The following is a 23,376-nucleotide window of genomic DNA, read 5'->3' on the forward strand; positions in this document are numbered from 1 at the left end:
GGCGGCTTTAGTTGCCGCGCAATGAACTGCTGAAACTGTCGGAATAATAGTTATGGAGAAAATCCAATCGCTACCGGAGACGAAGAGAACCTAAAAGACTTATAACAGAATGTAACCAATGAATACATCGCCAATCGGCTTCTATGCCCTGGCGGTGTTTTTTATTGTCCGAAGTCAACGCGGAGTCAACAAACGATCCCCGAAAGTACCTACAGAGCAGGTTGAAGCAAACACTCGCTCGTATGCCGTGTATGCAGACAAAAGGCGGAGGAAGCCATCTTTAACGGTTACTTTTGATAATGGATAGTGCTCGGCGTATTTTTTAATCGAGTGTGACAAAGTCACGGTTACGCGAATTTCAGTTTGTTATTATTCTACTCAGGAGCTCAAATAAAAAGTAAGGAGAAGGAGTAAGGCGAAAGATGTTGGCGGAACAGAGCGAAATGGACACGGAAATGCACGATGGATCGAATGCTTGGACGCACTACTAAAAATCAAACTTATCAGGAGGTTTTTATCATGAACTTGAAAGCCAAAATCGTCACTGCATCGTTAGTTGCCTCGTTTGCGTTACTTAGCTTGAATCTTAGCAGTCCGGTTAACGCCGCAGCGCAAAACGTGGGAAAAGGTACTTCGCTCGTATCGGTACGCGATACCCTCGTAAATCAGTATCACATTGTTCCGAGCCGCATTACATTCAACAAGGTTAACGGTTATGTACAAGTGGACGGTTTCGATATTTTTAAGCCGAAGTCAATCATCAATGGCGCGACCTATGACACCGCGGACACGCTGAAAGCAGTTGGAGAAAAAGAATCCATCCAGCATCCGCTGACCTTCGTACTCGTTCACGGCGCTTGGGCTGATAGCAGCTACTTTAATGGCGTGGCCGCGGAACTCCACAAAATGGGCTACACGGTCTATACGCCGGAATATGCAGGACATGGCGCAAATGCTGTCAAAAATGTGACGCACGAACAAATTACAACCTCCGTCGTCGATTACATCAAAGAGAAAAATCTGCATGACATTGTCCTGCTCGGACATAGCTTCGGCGGTACTGTCGTCGAGAAAGTCGCGGAACAAATTCCGGATCGCATCAAACGCTTGGTATTCTTCGATGCTTTCGTCCCGCAAGACGGTGAAAGCATGGTTGATCAGTTCCCTGCGCCCATTCAAGATCTGTTCAAGCAGCTTAGAAGCGCGTCAACGGACGATACGATCGCGCTGCCATTTACGATCTTTCGAGATACACTAGCCAACACGGCTTCGCTCGACGTAGCCAAAGCCATTTATAGTCAAGCAAAGCCGGAGCCGGCAGGTCCATTGTACGAGAAATTAGATCTGAAAAAGTTCTACAGTCTCGATATTCCGAAAAGCTTCCTTTACCTCGATGAAGATACGGCTCTGCCGCAAGGTCCGCTAGGCTGGCATCCGACGCAATCAAGTCGTCTGGGAGTCTATCGTTTCATCGAAGGCACGGGAGATCACATCAGCACGGCAATTACGCAGCCGGGAATGATTGCCGAGAAAATCGTTGAGGCCGGCAGAGATTAATTATAAATGTAACAACGTCTAATCCGATCTACATCCGCAATAATCAAAATCTATCTATTAACCAAGGAGGAAATTTCAATGACTCAAGAACGCGTAGGAGTTGCAACAGCGAAAGGTTACCCCGTTACTCTGGTAGGTCCGGAACTGAAAATCGGAGATCAAGCGCCGGATTTCAAGATTAATCAAGATTTACTCAAGGAAGCAAGCCTATCCGACTATGCAGGTAAAATCAAATTGATTTCGGTTGTGCCTTCCCTGGATACCCCCGTATGCGATTCGCAAACGCGACGTTTCAATGTAGAGGCAGCGAAACTTGGCGATGAGGCGATTTTTATCACCATCTCGGTCGATCTTCCTTTTGCGCAAAGCAGATTTTGTTCCACGGCCGGCATCGATCGCATGATTACGCTCACCGACTACAAACACCGCACATTCGGCGAAGCGTACGGCGTACTCATCAAAGAATTGCAATTGGACATGAGGGCAATCTTCATTCTGGACGCCAACAACATCGTTCAGTATGTGGAATATCTCAAGGAAATGACGGATCATCCGGATTATGAAGCCGCTCTGAACGCGCTTCGCGAATTAATCTGATTCGTTTCCTGGGTGGATTAGCTACGCGGGGAATCCAGTTGAGACCGGAGACCAAGCTTAGGTGTATGTATAGATGAACGGAGTACATCGCCCATATGGCCGATGTACTTCTTTGCGTTGTACGCCACCGACAAGAAGCCAACACGCAACGGTCCCCTACACAATCGAATTTTGGTTCCACTCCCAAATACCCTTATAATAAAAGCACAATAACAACACGGGGCAGGTGCGAAGCCGTGCAAGCAAAAATCATGGTCATCGAAGACGAGAAAGCGATCGCGGACGCGATCGCCTATGCCCTGAAGCGCGAAGGCTACGCGGTGGAGGTCATCGATCGCGGGGATATCGCCGCGAAGCGTCTTGGCGAGACGCGTCCGGATGCCATCATTCTCGATGTGATGCTGCCGGGCATGGACGGCTACGACGTGCTGAAGAAGCTGCAGGACAAAGGCGGCATGGGCGTCATCATGCTGACGGCCAAGGAAGACATCGTGAATAAGGTGCTCGGGCTGGAGCTCGGGGCCGACGACTATATAACGAAGCCCTTTGACATGCGGGAACTGCTCGCGCGGCTCAAGTCGCTGCTTCGACGGATACAGGCCGCCGGAGAGAAGAAGGAGCCGAAGGAGCTTCAGCTCGGCGGCGTGAAGGTGCATGTCGCGCGCAGGACGGTGATGGCGGGCGAACGCAAGCTGGAGCTGACGCCCAAGGAATTCGATCTGCTCGCGCTGCTGGCCGCCAATCCGGACCGGGTGTACGAACGGGAGCAATTGCTGGACCTGGTGTGGGGGATGGATTATTTCGGCGGGACGCGTACGGTAGACATTCATGTGCAGCGGCTGCGCAAGAAGCTGGGACCCGACTACGGCGACATGATCCAGACCGTCCACGGCATCGGCTACAGGGCGTCCGGAGGACACGGTGAGGATTAGCATCAAGCTGAAGTTCAGCCTGTTCCTCGCCTTGCTTCTGCTGCTTACGGTATTCGTGCTCAGCCTGCTGGTCCTGCAGGGCATCGAGCGGAATCAGCGCGCGCAGACGGAGCGGCTCCTCGCCCAGCAAGCCGACACGGCGAACGTCTACTTCAGACAATCCATCCTGGAGCAGTCCAATAAAGTGCCCCAGACCTTCCTGGAGACCGAAGGCGCGGCGTTCGCCAAGCAGCTGGAGCAGATCAGCGGGCAGCCCGTCGTCCTGTACGATGGGAGCGGCGCCGTCATCGGGAAGAGGAATGCTGCTCCTCCATCCGCCGGCATCAAGCAGACGCTGGCGTATGCGCTGGAGAACAAGACCGCCTATCTGGTGGAAGGGGCGTCCATGTATTATTTAACCCCGCTGCGCATCGAGGGCAAGCAGGTCGGCGTCGTCCAGTTCAATTATTCGCTCCAAGACCATCAGGCCTTCTACGACGAGATCAAGCGATTGTTCATCTATATCGGCGCGGGCGTGTTCGTGCTCAGCTTTCTCTTGGGGTATTGGTTCTTCAACTCCTTCGCCCGCAGCATCATCAAGCTGAACGTTACGGTCGGCCGTATCCGGGAGGGACAGTTTGCGGTGCCTCACATGAAGCGGAGGGACGAGATCGGGGAGCTCGGCGCGGGCATTGCCGCCATGAGCGAACGCCTCATGGCCACGATGCGCGACAAGGACGAGGAGCGGGAGAAGCTGGCGCTTGCGGTGCGCAAGCTATCGGAGCTGGACCGGCAGCAGAAGGAATTCATCGGCAATGTCACGCATGAATTCAAGACGCCGCTCACGTCCGTTAAAGCTTATCTCGATCTGCTCGACATGTATCCGGACGACGAGGAACTGCTGGCCACGGCCAAGACCCATATCGCCGGAGAGACGCAGCGGCTCTACGAGATGGTGGAGAAGGTGCTGCAGTTGTCCGCGATGGAGAAGTACGATTTCGAGTATAACAAGGAAAAGCTCGAGGTACGGGCGACGATCGAGTCGGCGCTGGACTGCCTGAAGGGGAAAGCGGAGAAGTTCGGCCTCGCGCTGGAGACGGATTTGCACGAAGCCTATATCGAAGCCGACAAGGATTACATGAATATCGTGCTTGCGAACCTGCTGGACAACGCCATCAAATACAACAAGGCGGACGGCCGCATCCGCGTCAGCAACTTCGTCCGCGGCAACGAGGTCGTCATCGACATAGCCGACACGGGGATCGGCATTCCGGATGAGGTCGCGGATCAAATCTTCGACGCGTTCTACACGGTGGACAAGAACAGATCCAGGGCGTACGGCGGCGCCGGACTGGGGCTGTCGCTGGCGAAGCGGTATACCGAGACGCAGGGAGGCAGCATCTCCCTCGTGAATTCGGACGGCGGCGGCACGACATTTCGACTCACGTTCCCTTGTCTATCTCGATAAGATTGTTTACAACTTGGAAACAATCCTTCGTTCATTCGAAATATGCAATCGGTATTGTAAGCATCAAGGAGGCGATCGCATTGAACAGAACAAAATTAGCCATCATGGCATGCGTACCCGCATTGCTGCTTGCCCTCACCGCTTGCAGCGAAAATAACGGAGGGAACCGCCAGGTCATTCATGAGCCGGGGAAAACCATCACGGTGATCGATAACGAAGGCAAGACGCCGACGGCCGGTCCGGCCATCACGGTCGGCGGCATCAAGACGTACGAGAAGGTGGAAATCTTCGACTGGCTGGACGAGGATACGGTCATTGTGTCCAAGGAGAACGATTCCTTGCCGAAGATGAAGCTGGAGGAACTATCGGATTCCTATCCGCGCAGCTTGTACCGATTCAATCTGAAGACCGGGGAGCTCGTGCCGCTGAAGGAACAGGCGAACGTGTTCTTGGGGAACGCCAGCTTGTCGCCGGACAAAAAGTCGCTGCTCTACCAGGCGTATACGCTCGGCGATCCCGCATATTATGTGCTGAATCTGGAAACGCTGAAGTCGTTCGGCCTGGCGGGCGATCCCATCGGAGGCGCGATGAGCGCTGCATGGGCGGATGATGGCACCATCGTCGGTGCTTCGTATGCCGGCGGTGCTTACACGGCAACCGCGACAGGCGATATCGCCGCGCTGGAGGAATTGAACAAAGGCGCGCTGATTATCGTAGCCAAACTCGGCAGCAGCATCTACTACAACTCCAATGCGGACGAAGCGCTGAAGGTGCTCGACCTGGATACCAAGAAAACCAAGGATATGGGGCTCGGTTCCGTGGGCAGCGTCATTCCTTCGCCCGACGGCAAGCAGCTGCTGGTGAAGCAATACGACGGCTCCAAAGCGAAGCTCGTGCTGTGCGATCTGGACGGCGGGAACGCGAAGACGATCGCGGAAGGCGCGGAGCTTGGCGGCATCTCCTGGTCGGCGGATCAACGGCTGATCGCGTACAGCATGCAAGCGGAAGTAAACGGCGCGGCGGTCAAAGGCATGTACGTCTATGATCTATTGTCCGACGAAGCGACCCGGATCGCTGCCGACGTCGAGAACGCCGCGGACTCCTCGTGGAGCGCTTCGGGCGACAAGCTGTCCTACTCGGTATGGAACGGCAGCGGCTACGACAGCACCGTCGTCGAGATTCAGACTTCCTTGCAGCCATAAAATAATAACGGCAATAAGCATATCAGGAAGCTGGAGCGATTGGTTTGGTTGTGCGGGGAATCCGCTTGCGACCGATGCTCAATAAGAATCGAAAAACATATAATGTTCCGCTAAGGTTGAATACATCGTCAGTGGCATATACGCCCTGGCGATGTATTTTTTTATGTTCCGGAGTCAATGAGGAGTCAACAATTGGACCCTGGCTATTGGAAATATTTGTTTCGACCGTGCTCACAAATAAATTTTAATATGGTACCCTATCCTCATACACGTCCACCACATGGAGGAACTATGAAGCTGCTGATCGTAGAGGATGATATGGCGATATCGTATATGATTGCGAGGGTTATGCAGGATGAGGGGCACGAGGTTACGGAGTGTCATAACGGAGAAGAAGGCTTGCATCAGGCATTGTACGGTGAGTTCGATCTGATTATTTTGGATATGATGCTGCCCAAGGTCGATGGATTTACGCTCATCCAAGAGACTAGGAGGCTGAAGGTGGATACTCCGATCCTTTGTTTGACGGCGAAGGACGGATTGAACGACCGGGTAAAGGGATTAACGATCGGAGCAGACGATTATGTGGTGAAGCCATTTGAGATTCCAGAGCTGATCGTCAGAGTCAAAGTGCTGTTGCGCCGCTATGGCAAGATTAACCAAGAAGAGCAGCTCAGCTACGGAACGATCGCCATTCAAGTCAGAAACCGAGTGGTAACGGTTAAGGGAGAGGAACTGACACTAACGGAAAAGGAATATGAACTGCTGGCGTACTTGCTCATGAACAAAGGGCAGATCGTGACGAAGGAGCAAATCTATAACCGGATATGGGGGCTCGATTCGGAAGCGGGAATCGGCATCGTCGAGCTGTATGTCCATTATCTTCGAAAGAAGCTGTCCCCCTGGCAGGCGGATCAATTGATCCAAACCGTAAGAGGTTTGGGCTACAGACTCAAAATGTAGTCGTTTTTCTAAGGGAAATCAAAGGTTCATCCCTTATATTCTCTTTATACTTAGATGAGGGGGATACGATTCATGAGCCGTCTAAGACAGGTGTTTAAGCACGCTCGGTTGACCTTCCTATTGGGAGCTGCGCTGTCTTCGTGTCTGCTGTTAACCTCCTGCGATGACAACAATGCACCGGTAAAGACGCAAAACACGGCAGAGAAGTTGAATACATCCGAGGTGATTGGGCCAAACGCCGTTCCGATAACCGTGCCGACGGCGGCAATGGACTCGCCTTCGAACGAGGCCTTGATTACCTACGAAGTAACCGGGAAACAATCCAAGGCTAAGGCCGATCTCCTCACCGCTACTTACGGCGCGAGCAGCGTGCAGTATGCCCTTATCGATCATGGCAATATCGTCGTATCCGGTCAATCCGGCAAAAATGACGAGCAGGGACAGAGGCCGCTCACGAAGGACACGATGTACGGGATCGGCTCGACGAGTAAAATGTTTACCGCGGTTGCCGTCATGCAGTTGGTCGATCAAGGGAATCTCGATCTCGATACGCCGGTCGTCCAGTATATCCCCGCGTTTACGATGAAGGATGAACGCTACAAGCAGATTACGCCGCGCATGCTGCTGAATCATTCTTCCGGCTTGAACGGATCGTCGTTCACGGATGCTTTCTTGTTCGAAGATCACGATACTTACGCCCACGACACGCTGCTGAAGCAACTGGCCGGACAGACCTTGAAGGCGGACCCGGGCGCTTACTCGGTATACTGCAATGACGGGTTTACGCTGGCGGAGATTCTGGTCGAACGTGTCAGCGGCATGGACTTTACCTCTTATATCCATCGGTATATTACCGAACCTCTGGGTATGGCCAATACGGAGACGCCGCTCGATTCTCCGAACGCGGCGAAGATGGCAGGGCTCTATTATCCGACCTACATAGGGCAGCTACCCAACGAGACGGTCAACGTGATCGGAGCGGGAGGCATTTATTCCACGGCGGAAGATTTGGTTCGATTCTCGAAAGTTTTCACGGGGGAAGCGGAAGAAGTCTTGTCCGGCGATTCGGCTGCGGCGATGACGCAAGACGAGTACAAGACGCCTCTATGGCCTGACGATGCGGATAACTCGTTCGAATACGGTCTCGGCTGGGACAGCGTCAATCTGTACCCCTTCAGCGAATACGGGATGAAGGCGCTGACCAAAGGCGGGGATACGCAGCTCTATCACGCATCGCTCGTTGTGCTTCCCGATGCGGACATGGCGGCAGCCGTCGTCACTTCCGGCGGTAGCAGCACGAACGACGAGCTGCTGGCGAACGATATCCTGCTTCAGGCGCTGAAGGAGAAGGGGACAATTGCCGAGTTCAAGCCTGTTAAGTCATACGGCGCGCCGGTAAAGGCAGTCATGCCGGCGTCCATGCTGCAGTATTCGGGAATTTATGGTGCGAGCAGCGCAACGATCAACGTCGCGATTACCAAAGACGGCGACATGTCCGTTACTTCGGAGCAGTCGCCCAATAATCCAACCCAAAGATACGCGTATTCGGCGGACAACACGTTCCGAAGTACGGATGGGAATGCGAGGATCAGCTTCGTGACGGAGGATAACGGACGCACCTACTTATGGATTCGTCAATACGCCTCGTTAGCGGGTCTCGGGCAGACGGCCTTTTCGATGTACTCCGCCGAGAAGCTCCAGCCGCAAAATCTTCCGGCAGCGACAAAAGAAGCATGGATGCAGCGCGACGGCAAGAACTATTATCCAGTGAAAGAGAAGTATACGTCGCTCATGTATTTGGTGTTGCCGCCCAGCCAATTGAATATATCGAAACAATTGCCGGGGTACGTGTTGGATAAGCGGATAACAGGCCCGAATACCGCCGTCTCCGACTTGCAGATTCCGGGAATGAACGGGCGGGATCTCTCGGGCTTAACGTTCTTTACGCAGGACGGCGTCGAGTATCTGGATCAAGGCGGCAGAATCTTCGTGAACGAGGACGCCGTGAAGTCCTTCAACGTCGCAAAGCAGTCCATCGTTACGATTCCGCCGAGCGGATACGCGAAGTGGTACACGATCGGAGACGAGGACGGGAGCAAGATCGTTAAGGTAAGCAAGTCCTTGCATGCCTCTTTTGCCGTTTATGATGCGAATGGAACATGCCTCTACTTCAGTGTCATCGGAGGCAAGGATCAGATCTCGCTGCCCGCCGGAGGATCCATTGTTTTCGCCGGAGATACCGGCACGAAGTTCGAGATTTCCGCGCAGTAACGTCGTGAATACGAAATAAAAAGGAGCGCAAACCCCGGTATGATCAAACGAACGCTGCTACAAATGACGATTTGGAACAGTGCGATCGTATTTTGCTTGTTCGTCATGCTGGGGGGAGCGTTATATGGGCTGGCGCGTTATAAGATGTATACGGACATTGACCGTCTGCTGGTGTTTGATATCGATCACATGCGTCAGATTTCCCTGAGCACCGGGGAGCAAATCATTAACGTCGATTCGAATAAACCGGAACGTTTTATCTTGGATTATTGGTGGGATCTCCACGATGTTTTGATTAAAAGCGTCTATTATGAAAGACCCTATTACGAACTGAGTTCGATCCTCCGGGAGAAACAAGACCACAGAGGGCCCGAATCGATACGAATGGGCGGGAAAACCTATCGATTCGTTAGCAGGCCCTATCCGGGTAACTTGCCGGAAATCGAAAAGCTGTCCGACACGCCCTTGAAAACCGTTCAGCTCATTACGGAAATTACAGCCGAGGCGTATTACTTGAACCGGTTGTTATGGAGCATCGGTATCGGAATAGGGATAGGCGCGTTATTGTCGATAATCGCGGGGTACGCATTGGCCAGAAGGGCGCTCATTCCGATTCAGAAGGCTTGGGACAAGCAGCAGCAATTCATTGCAGATGCTTCTCATGAGTTAAGGAGTCCGCTTTCCGTCGTCCGAGGGCAAACGCAATTATTGCTGCGCCATCCCGATCATACGATCGAGCAAGAAAGCGTTCTACTATCATCCGTTCTGAAAGAAACCAAAAGAATGATCAACATGGCGGAAGGACTGCTTCTTCTGGCAAGAGGCGATTCGCATGAGGAAGTCATCTCGTGCAAACCCGTGCGAGTTGACGGAATCATGAAAGAGATTACACGCAATATGGAGCCGATTATGGATTACAAGCAGTTGGGGTTACGACTGCATATCGAAGGTGCGGAACTGCTCATTAATGGGGATGAGGATCGACTCGTGCAGTTGTTCATGATTTTGTTGGACAATGCGATTAAATTCACGCAGGAGCACGGGCAAATCGAACTTGCGTGCGTTAGGCGGGGGAAATCGGTTCTCGTAACCGTCAAGGATAATGGAGCGGGTATATCGGAACGCGAATTGCCGCTTGTTTTTAATCGTTTCTACAAGGGGGATTCCGCTAGAAACAAAGGGGGTCATGGAGCGGGTCTAGGGCTATCTATTGCACGCTGGATCGTGGAGCAGCATCAGGGAACCGTCCACATTGGCAGCGAAGAAGGGCATGGCACGACGGTTACGATTCGTTTTCCGGCGATTGGCGGCCATGTAGAAAGGCGGGCAGACATTTAATCGCATGTAGCATATCTGCATCGTCATGGCTTTTATCCGAGCCCGGCGATGTTTTTTTATGCGAGGCTAGATGCTGCTGATATATTATATAAAGGATAGTAAGAGGAAATAGACTTTAAGCCTGCGGAGAGCGATGCTCAGCGGGGTTGTTTTAGGATATTAAATGCGTCGTTTAGCAGGTTAGGCCAGCGGACGGAAGGAAGTGATCCTCTTGATTTACGTGATTAAATTTCTATACAGCTTCGTGCTGCCGCCGGGCATATTCATCGTCTTATTGCTGGCGGCCGGCGTATGGCTGTGGATCAAGCGCAACAAAGCGCCGGCGATCGGGGCGTTTGCGTTCGCCTTGGTCCTCTATTTGTGCAGCATCAGCGCGATCAGCGACGGTCTCATGCGCAGCCTGGAGAGCAGCTATGCGCCTCCGAGCAAGGCGGAGGGCGATGTCATCGTCGTGCTGGGCGGCGGGGCCACCGTCGATACGCCGGATATCGACGGGGTCGGCAACCTGTACGGAATGGCCGGGAATCGGCTGTTGACCGCCGCGAGGCTGTACCAGCAGACGGGACTGCCCATCCTGTTCTCGGGCGGGAAAGTGTTTGCCGACAGCGGCAACGAGGCGGAGATCGCCAAGCGGCAGCTGATCGGTCTGAAGGTGCCGGCGGACCGGATCCTGGTCGAAAACCGTTCCTTGAATACGTCGCAGAATGCCGCGTTCACGGGGGAGCTGCTGGCGCGCCGGCATTTGACGAAGCCGATTCTCGTGACGTCCGCTTTTCATATGAAGCGGTCGGTGATGGATTTCCGGGAAGCGGGGATCGCCGTCGTGCCTTACCCGGACGACTATAAAGTAAGCCGGCGCGCGAGCTACGCGTTGAACAAATGGAGTCCATCCTCTACCGCAATGGACAGCATCAGCGCTTGCTTGAGAGAGTATTTGGGGATCGCGGCGTCCGCATTGTTTCATAGGTAAAGGTATATTTCGGCATTCGCATCATACAATGGGGATGGAAACATCAGCTTTCATCCTGAGGAAACCGTCTGGAGGTGATAGACATGCCGAAAGTGGTGGATATTAACTTGGATGCCGCGGAAATGGTGCTGACGCTCGAGAAGGAAAAGGCGCCAAGGAGAATCGAGTACAGCAGGCTGGACCGTTTGAAGAAGGAAGCGTCTTCCGTCAGGAAGCTGCTATGGACCGTCAACGTGAAGAGCATCGAGCTGCACATCAGAGGGATCGACGACCCGGTCGTCATCGCAAGCAACAACGTCGGAGACTACGAGAACGTCGAGAGTCATTTGTTGAAGGTCGCGGAGAAGTACGGCGTATCGGTTGAGGACTAGCGGTCGTTCGTGAGGGCCGCCGGAGTGGTTGGATCCGTGATGCGGGGAATGGAGTCGCGACAGCGGACGAGAACGAACCGGGAGCCTTCCGGCAGCAGGGAAATTTCCAATACGAGCACAGCGCGGCAATCGCTGTGTTCTTTTTTATGGCCGCAAATGGAGTATGGAGTCGCCGAAATAGAGGGGGAATCCTGGCGCGGATCGAATGTGTTAATCGGAAACGCTAGCCTACTAAGAAGGCGATGTCCTTATTGTCTACGCCACACCAATAAATTTTATCGGCATGTAGAAATCCGTCTTCCGAAATCGACATAAGTACGTAGGTCCAATAAGCATTCAATCGATGAGAGGAGCTTGAAGCATGCAATTCACACTGATGTTCTATGAAAGTACGGAGGATTTCGCTGCTCGCCAGGATCCGGAGAAACAGCAGGCGTATCTGGCCGGTTGGTCGCATTACGTTCATGCCTTGCGCGATTCGGGGGTGGGTGTCAGCGGGTTCGGCCTGCATGCGCCGGAGACGGCCTCGACCGTAAAGCGAAGCGACGGAACGATGTTCGTGCAGGATGGACCGTTTACCGAAACGAAAGAACAGCTTGGCGGTATATTCGTTATCGAAGTACCGGATTTGGATGCCGCGCTGGCGTGGGCGGCCCGCGCTCCCGTAAACGCAATCGAAGTGAGACAAAACCTCCCGGCCATGTAGCAGTCATGGGATGAATACGAGTCATGCTGCCGGATACCGTTCATGATTCTGATGGCAAGGTTCAGATATCGGTTCATCTTCATTTCTCCTGCTGCGGATCGTCAAGCCAGCGCATGAATGCGGCGACATGCTGCGACCACAGCTCGGGCTGCGCCATCGTCAGGTGTCCCCGCGATATCGGAGATCCGGGCTGAACGAAGAAACGGCCGTTCTTGACCTTAGGGACAAGGCGTTCGAGGACGTGGAGCTCTTCGGGATTGAATTCGTCGTCCGAGAAATTAAGCGCGAACAGCTTCGTTTTGATCGAAGAGAGGCCGGGCTCGGGATCGTAGTCGGCAGACGATTTCAGCGAATACAGCATATCGTTGGCGTCGATCCGAGCCGCTTGCTTGCGGGTCTCTTGGATAAATTCGTCGGCTGCGGCACCGTCCGGCAAGGTCTCTTGCAGATGGGCGACGCCGTCGATCATCATTCGCAGCACCGCATAGCTCTGCAGCCAGCCGCGAGGCGGGTTCGTATAATTTCCGCCCATCCATTCCGGGTCGGAACGGATCGCATCGGTCACGATATGCCGCCATAAGAGATTGCGGCCCGATACTTGGATCGGAAACGACACGACCGGCATGACCCCGTCCATGGCGTCGGGATAAGCTTCGGCCCACTGCCAAGCGTTCATGCCGCCCATCGACATGCCGAGGATGGCGTGGAGCCGCTTGATGCCCAGGGTTTCGGTGACGAGCTTATGCTGCAGGTCGACCAGGTCGCCGTAGCCGTAGTTGGGGAAGCCGGCTTTGAGGCCATCGCTCGGCTTGCTCGATAGCCCATGCCCGACGTTGTCGACGAAGATCAGATAGTAACGCCGGGCATCGAGCGGCTTTCCCGGATCATACAGCGCCTTCCGAAAGTTCGGAGCGAGAAGGGCTCTGCTGTCGGCGCCGGTCCAGTGCAGAACGAGAACGGCATTATCGATGTCGCCTTCGGCGCTGCGGTGCGGCATTCCCATAACCGCGTAGTGGATGCGCAGGCGTTCGAGCGTTTCGCCGCTGCGAAATTTATAATCGTCAAACCATGCATCCGCTTGTACGGCGGCGATGGCGGCTTGTCCATGCCGAGACGTTGTCGATTCAGGCGTGGGATTTACTCGTGAGGTCTGCGGGGCTGGATGAGCGGAAGCTTGTCCGGGGAGCGCGGCTGCGAGCAGCAGAGTGCCGCAAAGCACGGCGTATAGGATAGCCGAACGTTGAATGCCCATGATATGATCCTCCAAGTTGCCGAATGGGTTTGCGTGGCGCGCAGTTTAATCCGAGGCGGCCGTCGCTTCGGCTATATTACCCAGTAAAGGAAGTTATAACCGGGACGCTAAGACAGGGCAGACAACGAGCAAATACAGAGTAGGGCGGGATAACCGCCGCTGCTCTGTATTCGATTAAGCCGTCGTATCCGCTAGGCGCTCGGAATGGTTAGCGCCATCAAAAACCGCATTGTATGATGCAGACCGTCTGCGCGGTAAAACAGATCGGCGCGCATAAGGCGGCGAAGATGCCGCAAGCGGCCCGGCAAGCGTTGCCGATCCGAACGCAATTATCTCTGCAGCCGGGATCGGCCGCCGCCCCTCTGCGCCGGCGCGTGCTTTGGCGGGAAACCAGCTTCTTGATCTCGCGCGCGAGCTTCGCGAACAGCCGGTTAAGGGCAAGCTCGAGCGAACGGTCGATACTGACCTTCAAGGTCGTGCCGTCTTTGAATCGGACTTTGGTCGAATCCGAGCACGAGCAGCCATTCCTGCAGCCGCAACCGAATTTGATGGGCACGATCGCCTTATTATTAATGAATCCTCTGGCGGTGAGTTTGCCGTTCTTATCTCGGAGAAGGATGTTGGCGCTGGAGGCGCCCTTTACCGCTTTGCCGAAGGAAGCGGTGAGTCTGCTGCTGGTGCGCGTCAGCGATTGGATCTTGATCGTGGCGACGTTGCAGGCATTCTGCGTGATGTTCAGGAAGAAGTCCGAGACGCCGCGGCTGGGATTCGTGACCAATTCGATGTTCGCGCTTAATATGCCCTCTTGCTTGGATTTCAGGCTTGCCGTGGCGAAAAGGGTGGTCGTTCCGTTGACGGTGCGTAACATTCCGGGCACAGCTGTCACTCCCTCGATTCGAATAGTGTGTGAGCTTTCACAACATATTCGGAACCGATAGGCTCGGCGTGGGTGAGTAACTAGAGATATCTGGTATATTTGCCCCCAATAGAGTTAGAGACCATTCGCGCGAGCTTTGTTCGAGCGGATTCAATATTTTTGTTTGAATATGGAAAATTACCCAAGAAGCAGTCAAGTCGGCGCTATAATTATTATGATCGAAGGTATAACATGCCCGCGGCAAATCATCCTCGCTCGCGAAAAGAAAACAGGAGCCGCGGCGGACGATAATCTTCTATTTACATGGCTGCGGTAAGATGGGAAGCGGAGGTGGACAAGTGAACTATATGCGTTTAAAGGGAAATTTGGAGCAGAAGAACGTGGACAACCGGCTGTCGTACGACCCGGATATCATGGAATTCTATTTGAGCGAAGAAGACCTCGAGTCCCCCGACCTCATTCGGGACCGCATCCGTCAGCTTCATCGGCGCGGCGTCAAACCGTATCTGCATCATCCGCCGAGGTACCAAGGCGAGTATCTGGACATCTTGAGCGGCAACCCGGATGTCCGTCGCTATTACCATGAATCCTCCGAACTGCTTGCGCGCATCTGCAGAGAAGAACGCGCCGCGTGCGTCATCCATGCCCATTACTCCCGGACGGACAGCTGCAGGGATATTACACGGGAACGTACCGTTCTACTGCGCGAAGAAATTCGTGCCGTCGCGGCTTACGCGCGGGATGTGTTCGTATGGGAGGATTCGACCGAAGGCCTGTTCTCTTACGGCAATCCCTACCTGATCGATGAGTTGATCGTGCCGCTCGAGCTTCCGCTCAACGTCGACGTGAGTCACGCGTTTATCGCATGCGGCGGGGATAACGGGAGGCTGCGGGACGTGCTCGAACGAACGCAAGCTTACGCCCGGTATTACCATTTGGTGGATAGCATGGGGATCGAACATGATTCGCTGCCGCTCGGCCAGGGAAGAATCGATTGGCGCATGGTGAAGCCGCACGTGCTGGGAAAGGATTTCATCTTCGAGATTACGTTGGCCGGGGACCATTCCGATTGCACGCCGATGGTGGACAGCGCGCGTTATTTTGCCCAAGTGGAAGCGGAAGACCGGATCGCCGCCGAGTAGGCGGGATCGGTGCCGCGTCATGGCATTCCGTGCGCGGATGACAAGCCGGAGCGACAAAGAACCCGCTTTACGCCATTACGGCGCGAAGCGGGTTTTGTTATGTTCATTCTCAAACGGCAAATCACCTGCGCTATAGCCGATTTAGCTCGATCGTACTAAAACCTTTTACTTTCTAGCTCGATCGTACTAAAATGAAGAAAACGACCGCCGGACCGGGGCGGAGCGAAGGAGAAGCCATGAAAGACACGCGGGAAAACATTCTCCTGGCCTCGCAGGGGCTCTTGGCCGAGCACGGCTATGCCGGGTTTTCTCTGGGCGCGATCGCCGAACGGCTGCATATCAGCAAAGGCGTAGTCACGTATCATTTCGCGCAGAAGGATCTGATCGCAGCCGAGCTCGTGCAAACGTATTTTCGCGATGCGGCCGACTACATGGCCAGCCGTATCGTCATGGATAAATCGGCTCCCGAAGCGCTGAGCTCCTACATTGACGCCAATATGCGCTTTGTGGCCGACAACCGGACCCGGACTTTGGCCATGATGTATATCATCGCGAACCATCGCAACAAGGACGGCAAGCTGGCGTTCACCGATAACGACAACCTCATCCATCAGCCGCTCATCGAGATCTTCCAGTACGGGCAAAAGGAAGAAAAGAGCTTCGGCTCCTTCTCGCCCGAATGGATGGCCGTGTTCGTCCGGAGCGCGATCGACGCGTTAAGCGGGAGGATCGCCTTGAACCAAATCGCGGATTTGGAAGCGGCGGTTCAAGAAACGATTCGCGCGTTCATGCTCGCGACAACGAGGGATCTGTCATGAAGAAGATTCAAAACGACGGTCTGCAGGTAACGGGGATCATCCTGAGTCTCATCGGGCTGGCGACGGTCGTTCAGCCGTTAATCCGGGCCGCATCCGGCCAAACGCTGACTTACCGTTTCCTCGGATTGCTGCCGGAAGGATGGCCTTCCTTTAGCGCATGGGCGGCTATGTTGGTCATCGGGCTTGCGCTTGTAACTTTTACCAAGGGGATTGCGTCCGGGAAGTCCGACTAACGCAGGTGCGTGGACGGTTTGTCACGGATATACGGACATAGCAAGCACCCCCTTCGAGCTTCGTCGAGCATCCAAAGGGGGTTCTTGTCGTTGGCGAGACGACCGATAATCGTGACGCTTCTCGGCGCAGATGCTCGAATTCGGACAGGTACAAGCGCGGCAGAACTTCATTTACAGCAGGCGCTGCTATCCTATATAATACATTTTGTATCATTATTAAAATATTTGCGTCAAAATGTATCTAATATTCCGGCTTCAATCTCAGATGCGCGAAATGAGTATTTAAATCCGAACGTAAACATGGGGGGATTATGATGATTCATTCGTTCGCCGGCAAGTTCAAGAAAGTCGCCGCGCTCCTGATCGTCTGCGCGATCGCGCTGGCAGCCGGGTTGACGGGAGGCTCGGAGGCGACGGCAGAGCCGCAATTCTCGGCGCAAACCGTGTATCTGCAGTTGGACGGCATTTCCGGAGAGTCCGTCGCCAGAGGCTACGAGAAGTGGATTTCGGTGGAAGACGTGGCATTCAATATCGTTTCCGTGGGAACGGCATCCGCATCCGCCGCTTCGCCGTCCGCGAAGACGATGTTCGAGGATATCAAATTCGCGAAGAGAACGGACGCCGCTTCGCTCGGCATGATGTCCGCGGCCATCACCGGCAAGCATCTCAAGACGGCAAAGTTCGCGTTCACGACGGAGACCGCCAAGGGAGCGCCATTGACGATCGAGCTGACCGACGTCACGGTGAAATCCTATTCCTTCGCGGACGGCGTTGAATCGTACTCTCTCGGATACGGCACCATTCTATACAGCTACAGTCAGATGAGCAAGGACGGCACGCTGCTCCCGCCGCTCCAATTCGGCTGGGATCTCCGAAAAGGAACGAAAATCGCCGGTTAGGCCGACCGGCAGCGTTTGCAGTCCGCACGGAGCATGGCGAGCTTATCGCCATGCTCCGTTTTTGCATCCGCGACGGGAAAAGCCTCCAGGCACATCGCCAGTCTCAATCCGCGCTTTTTATGATACAATGAAACGGGCAAATCCCGCGGTTGGCGGGACTTCACTACGGTACATTCATGAATGGAGATAAAGAAAATAATGAGCTTGCTGACGGTTGAGCAATTATCGCATACGTTTGGCGATCGGGTGTTGTTTCGCAATGTGTCCTTCCGTTTGCTGGACGGCGAGCATGTCGGGCTGGTCGGCGCGAACGGGACCGGCAAATCCACGCTGATGAATATTTTGACGGGGAAGTTGTTGAAGGACGAAGGCAAGGTGGAGTGGACGCCCCGCGTGCGTTACGGCTATCTGGACCAGCATACGAAGCTGGAAGCGGGCAAAACCATCCGCGACGTGCTGAAGGACGCGTTCTTGCCGCTGCTCGTTTTGGAGGAGGAGCTTAACGACATCGCGGCGCAAATGGGCGATGCCGATCCGGATACGCTGGAGCAGCTGTTGGTGCGCATGGGCGAGATTCAAGAGGAGCTGGAGATCGGCGATTTCTATCTCATCGACGTGAAGGTCGACGAGATGGCCAACGGGCTCGGCCTCAATGCGATCGGGCTCGATCGCGACGTCACGGCGCTGAGCGGCGGACAGCGGACGAAGGTGCTGCTCGCCAAGCTGCTGCTCGAGAAGCCGGGCGTCCTGCTGCTGGATGAGCCGACCAACTATTTGGACGAAGACCATATTAACTGGTTGACGAATTATTTGAAAAATTACCCGTACGCCTTCGTGCTGATCTCGCATGAAACGGGCTTCATGAACCAGGTCGTCAACGTGATCTACCATCTGGAGTTCACGAAGCTGACGCGTTACTCGGCCAACTATGAGAAGTTTCTCGAGATGTCCGAGCTGAACAAGGCGCAGCATATCGACGCCTACGAGAAGCAGAAGGACTATATCAAGAAGCAAGAAGAGTTCATTCAGAAGAACAAGGCGCGCGCTTCCACCTCCGGACGCGCGAAGAGCCGCGAGAAGCAGCTCGACCGCATCGACCGCATCGACAAGCCGGAGGAAGCGGCCAGGCCGACCTTTAATTTCAAGGAGTCCCGGTCGAGCGGCAAGACCGTATTCGAGACGGAGGGCATGGTCATCGGCTATACGAGGCCGCTGCTGCCGAAGATGAACATGGTCATCGAGCGCGGCGACAAGATTGCCATCGTGGGCTGCAACGGCGTCGGCAAATCCACGCTCCTGAAGACGATTCTCGGCGTGATTCCTCCGCTCGAAGGCAAGACGTACCTCGGCGATTATTTATCGCCCGCGTACTTCGAGCAGGAAGCCAAGGCGCCGACGATGACACCGCTGGAAGACGTATGGGATGCGTTCTCCTCGATGAACCAGCACGAGGTGCGGGCGGCGCTTGCCCGCTGCGGGCTGAAGAACGAGCATATCACGCGCCCGCTCAACCAGCTCAGCGGCGGCGAGCAGGCGAAGGTTCGGCTGTGCAAGCTGATGATGCATGAAAGCAACTGGATTCTGTTCGATGAGCCGACGAACCATTTGGACATCGTCGCCAAAGCCGAATTGAAGCGCGCGCTGCAGGCTTACAAGGGTACGGTCGTGCTCGTCTCGCACGAACCGGATTTCTACGAGGACTGGGTCACCAAGACGTGGGATGTCGAAGCTTGGTCCATGCAGAGCCAGCGGTAATCGAAAGGTAGTCGAGGAATTATAAGGGCCGGGAACCTCCTTAGCGGAGATTCCCGGCCCTTGCCCGTTACTCGGATGGATTATTTCAGCAGACGTTGGCCAACCGGCGGGAAATCCCTGTATCAAGGTGCCGGCTTTTTTGTTATGGTTAGGGGGTATTTCGATCAGAACGACCGGGAGAGACGACTTCGTATGCATAGACACCAACAATTAAGATCCAGTATGCTGCTGCTCATTACCGCCTGCATCTGGGGGTTCGCGTTCGTCGCGCAGCGGCAGGGGATGGCGCACACCGGTCCCTTTACCTTCAACGCGGTTCGATTCGCGCTCGGCGCATTATCCTTGATTCCGCTCATCCTCTGGCTGGACAAGCGATCCGGACAATCGCGGACGGCGATCCGGGCGTCCGTCAAAGGCTCGGCCGTTGCCGGGTTCCTGGCGGGGCTGATCCTGTTCTGCGGGTCGTCCCTGCAGCAGATCGGGCTGATCTACACGACGGCCGGGAAGGCCGCGTTCGTCACGGGGCTGTACATCGTCATCGTGCCTTTCCTGGGCCTATTCCTGAAGCATCGCCTGCATCTGAACAGCGCCGCAGGCGCTGTCGTGGCGGTGGTCGGGCTGTATCTGCTGTGCGTGAAAAGCGATTTGACGTTGGGCAAGGGCGACGTGTTCGAGCTTGTCGGGGCGTTTTTCTGGTCGGCGCATATCCTGATCATCGACAAATTCTCCCGTACGGCGGACGTGATCAAGCTGTCGTTTTTTCAGGTCGTCACGTGTTCGGCGCTCAGCTTCATCGTGGCGGCGGCAACGGAGAAGATCGACGTGACCGGCTTGTCGCAGGCGGCGATTCCGATTCTGTACGGCGGGTTATGCTCGGTCGGGATCGCCTACACGCTGCAGGTCATCGGCCAGAAGCATGCGCATCCGACGCAGGCGGCGATCATCATGAGCATGGAGACGGTATTCGCGGTCATCGGCGGGTATTGGATCCTGCATGAAGTGCTGGGCGCACGGGGCGTCATCGGCTGCCTGTTCATGCTTGCAGGCATGATCGTGCCGCAGCTCCCGCAGATCGGAATCCGGCGCCGCGCCGCCAAGCAGGACGGAAGCCTGTAACATCGTTCCGGCCTCCGTCCGGCATGGACGACGCGTGGCGTCAATAATGTTGAAAAGATCCCCCTTTGGACGCGCAATGCGGCTCCAGAGGGGGATCTTGCTATTCGGGGACAAGCGGATAACCGTTGTTCTTGTTCATGCCGGGCCAATCTCGGACCCTGGCAGGATCCTTTCGACTTCCCGTGCCGAATCGCTTATTATAGTAGGCAAGAGAAGTTCTGTCGAGAGAGAACAACATTCATGCATGGGAGGCGGCAGGAATGATTCAATTTCCGAAACCGGATGTGGAGCAGTTTTTCCAAACGTACGTCATTCGCGATTTTACGGTATCGAAGGACGAGAAAAGGCTGATCTTCAGCAGCAATTTGAACGGTCAACCGAATCTATGGGCGATGAATCTGCCGGATACGTATCCTTATCCGCTCACGTACAACAACCAGAATGCGAACGCGATCGAGGTCGATCCGCTAGGACGCTTCATTCTCGCCGGCTTCGACCGGGACGGGGACGAGAACTATCATATCTATGCCCTGCCGGCGGAAGGCGGGCATCCGCTTCCGTTGATCGAAGGAACGCCGCAGGAGAAGTTTTACGCGATTCATTTGACGACAGACGGAGAACGCCTATATTACGTGACCTCGCGGGAGAATCCGAGCTTTCTGAACGCGCGCGTGTTCGATTTGTCGACCGGAGCGGACAAGCTGCTGCGCGAAGGCAGCGAACAACCGACGTTTCTGGAGGCGGTCAGCCCGGAGGAGAACCGGTTCGTCGTGCTGAAGACGTTCGCCAATACGCATCAGCTGGCCGTCGTCGTGGCGGAGGGGGAAGAGACGGTCGTTTCCCCGGACCCGGAGGCGGTGCAGCTCAGCCACAATTTTATTTTCACGGACAACGAGACGCTGGTGTACGTCACCGACGTGGACAGCGAATTCGCCTACGTGATGCAATACAGTCTTGCGAGCCGCGCGTATTCGGTGGTGTGCCAATTCAGCGACGAGGCGGTCTCCTCGGTCAAATGGCACAAAGCTTCCGGGCAGCTGTACATCTGGACGGAACGCGGCACGGAGCATCGGATGTACGCGAAGCCGCTTGCGGGCGGGGATGCCGTTCCGGTTGCGCTGCCGGTAGATGTCGTGGAGAAGGCGGTCGTCGCCGAATCCGGTACGGTATACGTGCTGGGACGCGGCGCCGTGCAGCCGTTTAACATCTACAGCTATGCGGGCGGGGAATGGAAGCGGCTGACGCAGAACCGGGTAACCGGCCTGTCCGAAGAGGATCTGGTCGATCCGGACGTGATCCGGTATTCGTCCTTTGACGGCTTGGAGATCGAAGCGCTGCTCTTCCTGGCCAAAGCCGAAGCGGCGAACGGGTATACGATCTTCTGGCCGCACGGCGGGCCGCAGGCGGCGGAGGGGAAGTTCTTCCGGGCGATGTTCCAGTTCATGCTCGCCTACGGCTACAACATCTTCGCGCCGAATTTCCGGGGCAGCACGGGATACGGCTCCGAATTCGTCAAAATGGTCGAGGGCGACTGGGGCGAAGGACCGCGTCTCGACTGCCTGGCGGGCATGGATTGGTTGTTCGATCAGGGCATCTCGAGCCGCGACAAGCTGTTCGTCGTAGGCGGCAGCTACGGCGGCTACATGACGCTGCTTCTGGCCGGCCGGCATTCGGATTACTTCCGGGCCGCGGTCGATATCTTCGGACCGAGCAATTTATTTACGTTCATCGACTCCGTGCCGGAAGACTGGAAGCCGCTCATGGAGCGCTGGCTGGGCCATCCGGAGCGGGACAAGGAGCGCCTGACGAAGGATTCGCCGATTACCTACTTGAAGGATATGGTCAAGCCGATGCTGGTGATCCAGGGCGCCAACGATCCGCGGGTCGTGAAGGCCGAATCGGATCAAATCGTAGCCGCGCTGCAGGCGCAGGGGACGGACGTCGAGTATTTGGTGCTGGAGGACGAAGGGCACGGCTTCTCGAAACGAAGCAATGAAATCGCCGTGTACCGGCGGATGCTGGAATTTTTGAACAAACATCAGGCTTAGGCGAGTCGGATGGCAATGAACCCGCAGCGCGTCGGAGGGTTGACCTTCGCGCGCTGTATTTTTGTTGCGCGGATGCGGATGCGGCTAGAGATAGAGGGGCTTGCAATCTTAAGAAATGGAAGGGATTTCTGTTTTCGTGAAGAATTAGTAAAACGACTGACCTAATGTTGATTCGCTTCTTCCTCAACATTCCGGAATGGAGGATGCTACGATGAGCATTAAAGAGCAGGCGATTTTACAGGCAGGCGGAAACAGAATCCGCACGGCGGACCGCGAAATTTCGATTATCGGCCGAATCGAGGAACCGCTTATTCTGATCCTGGCCAACGTTTTAAGCGGTGCGGAGTGCGAGGCGCTGATCGGCTTCGCGCAGGACAAGATGCAGCGGGCGAAGATCGGCAAAGCTCACGTCGTCAGCGATATTCGGACAAGCAGCGGCATGTTCGTCGAGGAAAGCGAGAACGGACTGATCCAAACCGTCGAAGCCCGCGTCTCCGAGCTGATGCATATTCCGGTCTCCCATGCCGAGCCGCTGCAAATCCTGCATTATCAAGCCGGTGAGCAGTATCGGCCGCATGTGGACTATTTCGCGTCGGAGAACGTCGTCAACAATCGCATCAGCACGCTGGTGATGTACTTGAACGACGTGGAGGAAGGCGGCGAAACGTATTTTCCCTCGCTTCAGTTCACGGTCATGCCGAGAAAAGGGAGCGCCGTTTATTTCGAGTATTTCTATAACGATCCCCGATTCAACGAGCTCACGCTGCATGCGGGAAACCCGGTCGCGGCCGGGGAGAAATGGGTCGCGACCCAGTGGATGCGCAGGCAGCGCTATCGCGATGTCCGCTAGGGCGCCGATATCATGCGCATGAGAGTCGAACA

General features: G+C 55.1%; 21 protein-coding genes. 19 read left to right on the top strand and 2 right to left on the bottom strand.

What is annotated here, in order from left to right; genetic code table 11:
- Positions 1 to 519 precede the first annotated feature (519 nt).
- From AC50YL_RS31165 to AC50YL_RS31215, 11 genes are all read left to right on the top strand, one after another.
- Positions 520 to 1,557 (top strand): alpha/beta hydrolase, encoded by a 1,038-nt coding sequence (locus AC50YL_RS31165; protein WP_494837201.1) that lies wholly within the window; start codon positions 520 to 522, stop codon positions 1,555 to 1,557.
- 78 nt (positions 1,558 to 1,635) lie between these two features.
- Complete coding sequence (gene tpx, locus AC50YL_RS31170) at positions 1,636 to 2,154, top strand: thiol peroxidase (protein ID WP_494837203.1); 519 nt, start codon at positions 1,636 to 1,638, stop codon at positions 2,152 to 2,154.
- A gap of 236 nt (positions 2,155 to 2,390) precedes the next feature.
- Positions 2,391 to 3,086 (top strand): response regulator transcription factor, encoded by a 696-nt coding sequence (locus tag AC50YL_RS31175; protein WP_494837204.1) that lies wholly within the window; start codon positions 2,391 to 2,393, stop codon positions 3,084 to 3,086.
- Positions 3,076 to 4,533 (top strand): sensor histidine kinase, encoded by a 1,458-nt coding sequence (locus AC50YL_RS31180; protein ID WP_494837206.1) that lies wholly within the window; start codon positions 3,076 to 3,078, stop codon positions 4,531 to 4,533. The genes AC50YL_RS31175 and AC50YL_RS31180 overlap by 11 nt, the downstream gene beginning before the upstream one ends.
- 80 nt (positions 4,534 to 4,613) lie before the next feature.
- Positions 4,614 to 5,735: a TolB family protein gene (locus tag AC50YL_RS31185; RefSeq protein ID WP_494837207.1), complete on the top strand. Its 1,122-nt coding sequence runs from the start codon at positions 4,614 to 4,616 to the stop codon at positions 5,733 to 5,735.
- A gap of 291 nt (positions 5,736 to 6,026) precedes the next feature.
- Positions 6,027 to 6,698, top strand: a complete 672-nt coding sequence (locus AC50YL_RS31190) for a response regulator transcription factor (RefSeq protein WP_494837209.1) — start codon at positions 6,027 to 6,029, stop codon at positions 6,696 to 6,698.
- 72 nt (positions 6,699 to 6,770) lie between these two features.
- On the top strand, positions 6,771 to 8,969 hold the full coding sequence (locus AC50YL_RS31195) for a serine hydrolase domain-containing protein (protein ID WP_494837210.1): 2,199 nt from the start codon (positions 6,771 to 6,773) through the stop codon (positions 8,967 to 8,969).
- 39 nt (positions 8,970 to 9,008) lie between these two features.
- Positions 9,009 to 10,307, top strand: coding sequence for a sensor histidine kinase (locus AC50YL_RS31200; protein WP_494837211.1), 1,299 nt, complete (start codon positions 9,009 to 9,011; stop codon positions 10,305 to 10,307).
- Positions 10,308 to 10,518: 211 nt separating this feature from the next.
- Positions 10,519 to 11,277: a YdcF family protein gene (locus tag AC50YL_RS31205; protein WP_494837212.1), complete on the top strand. Its 759-nt coding sequence runs from the start codon at positions 10,519 to 10,521 to the stop codon at positions 11,275 to 11,277.
- Between the two features lie 83 nt (positions 11,278 to 11,360).
- Positions 11,361 to 11,648: a hypothetical protein gene (locus tag AC50YL_RS31210; protein WP_494837213.1), complete on the top strand. Its 288-nt coding sequence runs from the start codon at positions 11,361 to 11,363 to the stop codon at positions 11,646 to 11,648.
- A gap of 361 nt (positions 11,649 to 12,009) precedes the next feature.
- Complete coding sequence (locus AC50YL_RS31215; RefSeq protein WP_494837214.1) at positions 12,010 to 12,354, top strand: YciI family protein; 345 nt, start codon at positions 12,010 to 12,012, stop codon at positions 12,352 to 12,354.
- A gap of 79 nt (positions 12,355 to 12,433) precedes the next feature.
- On the opposite strand, the gene AC50YL_RS31220 is transcribed toward AC50YL_RS31215, so the two are convergent.
- Positions 12,434 to 13,606, bottom strand: a complete 1,173-nt coding sequence (locus AC50YL_RS31220; RefSeq protein ID WP_494837216.1) for an alpha/beta fold hydrolase — start codon at positions 13,604 to 13,606, stop codon at positions 12,434 to 12,436.
- Positions 13,607 to 13,823: 217 nt separating this feature from the next.
- A complete protein-coding gene (locus tag AC50YL_RS31225) occupies positions 13,824 to 14,474 on the bottom strand; it encodes a hypothetical protein (RefSeq protein WP_494837434.1) in 651 nt (216 codons plus the stop codon).
- Between the two features lie 356 nt (positions 14,475 to 14,830).
- On the opposite strand from AC50YL_RS31225, the gene AC50YL_RS31230 reads away from it, so the two are divergent.
- The 8 genes from AC50YL_RS31230 (at position 14,831) to AC50YL_RS31265 (ending at position 23,344) form a co-directional block, all read left to right on the top strand.
- Entirely contained in the window at positions 14,831 to 15,625 is a 795-nt protein-coding gene (locus tag AC50YL_RS31230; RefSeq protein WP_494837435.1) for a TIM barrel protein, read from the top strand.
- A 236-nt stretch (positions 15,626 to 15,861) separates the two neighbouring features.
- A complete protein-coding gene (locus tag AC50YL_RS31235; RefSeq protein ID WP_494837217.1) occupies positions 15,862 to 16,443 on the top strand; it encodes a TetR/AcrR family transcriptional regulator in 582 nt (193 codons plus the stop codon).
- Positions 16,440 to 16,676 carry a hypothetical protein gene (locus tag AC50YL_RS31240; protein WP_494837218.1) on the top strand — a complete coding sequence of 79 codons (237 nt, stop codon included), beginning with the start codon at positions 16,440 to 16,442 and terminating at the stop codon, positions 16,674 to 16,676. Before AC50YL_RS31235 ends, AC50YL_RS31240 begins: the two co-directional genes overlap by 4 nt.
- 311 nt (positions 16,677 to 16,987) lie before the next feature.
- Positions 16,988 to 17,575, top strand: a complete 588-nt coding sequence (locus AC50YL_RS31245; RefSeq protein ID WP_494837220.1) for an Hcp family type VI secretion system effector — start codon at positions 16,988 to 16,990, stop codon at positions 17,573 to 17,575.
- 198 nt (positions 17,576 to 17,773) lie between these two features.
- The gene (locus tag AC50YL_RS31250) at positions 17,774 to 19,330 is read left to right on the top strand and encodes an ABC-F family ATP-binding cassette domain-containing protein (protein ID WP_494837221.1); all 1,557 of its coding nucleotides are present in this window, start codon (positions 17,774 to 17,776) and stop codon (positions 19,328 to 19,330) included.
- 192 nt (positions 19,331 to 19,522) lie between these two features.
- The gene (locus AC50YL_RS31255) at positions 19,523 to 20,446 is read left to right on the top strand and encodes a DMT family transporter (RefSeq protein ID WP_494837222.1); all 924 of its coding nucleotides are present in this window, start codon (positions 19,523 to 19,525) and stop codon (positions 20,444 to 20,446) included.
- A gap of 260 nt (positions 20,447 to 20,706) precedes the next feature.
- Positions 20,707 to 22,494: a S9 family peptidase gene (locus AC50YL_RS31260; RefSeq protein ID WP_494837223.1), complete on the top strand. Its 1,788-nt coding sequence runs from the start codon at positions 20,707 to 20,709 to the stop codon at positions 22,492 to 22,494.
- A 211-nt stretch (positions 22,495 to 22,705) separates the two neighbouring features.
- Positions 22,706 to 23,344 (top strand): 2OG-Fe(II) oxygenase, encoded by a 639-nt coding sequence (locus tag AC50YL_RS31265; protein ID WP_494837225.1) that lies wholly within the window; start codon positions 22,706 to 22,708, stop codon positions 23,342 to 23,344.
- Positions 23,345 to 23,376 lie beyond the last annotated feature (32 nt).

Source organism: Paenibacillus sp. J22P277, assembly GCF_059383675.1.

Coding starts and splice junctions, on each gene's coding strand:
- AC50YL_RS31265 (WP_494837225.1), top strand. CDS start 22,706: ATGAGCATTAAAGAGCAGGCGATTTTACAGGCAGGCGGAAACAGAATC.
- AC50YL_RS31255 (WP_494837222.1), top strand. CDS start 19,523: ATGCATAGACACCAACAATTAAGATCCAGTATGCTGCTGCTCATTACC.
- AC50YL_RS31215 (WP_494837214.1), top strand. CDS start 12,010: ATGCAATTCACACTGATGTTCTATGAAAGTACGGAGGATTTCGCTGCT.
- AC50YL_RS31200 (WP_494837211.1), top strand. CDS start 9,009: ATGATCAAACGAACGCTGCTACAAATGACGATTTGGAACAGTGCGATC.
- AC50YL_RS31210 (WP_494837213.1), top strand. CDS start 11,361: ATGCCGAAAGTGGTGGATATTAACTTGGATGCCGCGGAAATGGTGCTG.
- AC50YL_RS31230 (WP_494837435.1), top strand. CDS start 14,831: ATGCGTTTAAAGGGAAATTTGGAGCAGAAGAACGTGGACAACCGGCTG.
- AC50YL_RS31260 (WP_494837223.1), top strand. CDS start 20,707: ATGATTCAATTTCCGAAACCGGATGTGGAGCAGTTTTTCCAAACGTAC.
- AC50YL_RS31240 (WP_494837218.1), top strand. CDS start 16,440: ATGAAGAAGATTCAAAACGACGGTCTGCAGGTAACGGGGATCATCCTG.
- AC50YL_RS31195 (WP_494837210.1), top strand. CDS start 6,771: ATGAGCCGTCTAAGACAGGTGTTTAAGCACGCTCGGTTGACCTTCCTA.
- AC50YL_RS31250 (WP_494837221.1), top strand. CDS start 17,774: ATGAGCTTGCTGACGGTTGAGCAATTATCGCATACGTTTGGCGATCGG.
- AC50YL_RS31190 (WP_494837209.1), top strand. CDS start 6,027: ATGAAGCTGCTGATCGTAGAGGATGATATGGCGATATCGTATATGATT.
- AC50YL_RS31235 (WP_494837217.1), top strand. CDS start 15,862: ATGAAAGACACGCGGGAAAACATTCTCCTGGCCTCGCAGGGGCTCTTG.
- AC50YL_RS31225 (WP_494837434.1), bottom strand. CDS start 14,474: ATGTTACGCACCGTCAACGGAACGACCACCCTTTTCGCCACGGCAAGC.
- AC50YL_RS31165 (WP_494837201.1), top strand. CDS start 520: ATGAACTTGAAAGCCAAAATCGTCACTGCATCGTTAGTTGCCTCGTTT.
- AC50YL_RS31220 (WP_494837216.1), bottom strand. CDS start 13,606: ATGGGCATTCAACGTTCGGCTATCCTATACGCCGTGCTTTGCGGCACT.
- AC50YL_RS31245 (WP_494837220.1), top strand. CDS start 16,988: ATGATGATTCATTCGTTCGCCGGCAAGTTCAAGAAAGTCGCCGCGCTC.
- tpx (WP_494837203.1), top strand. CDS start 1,636: ATGACTCAAGAACGCGTAGGAGTTGCAACAGCGAAAGGTTACCCCGTT.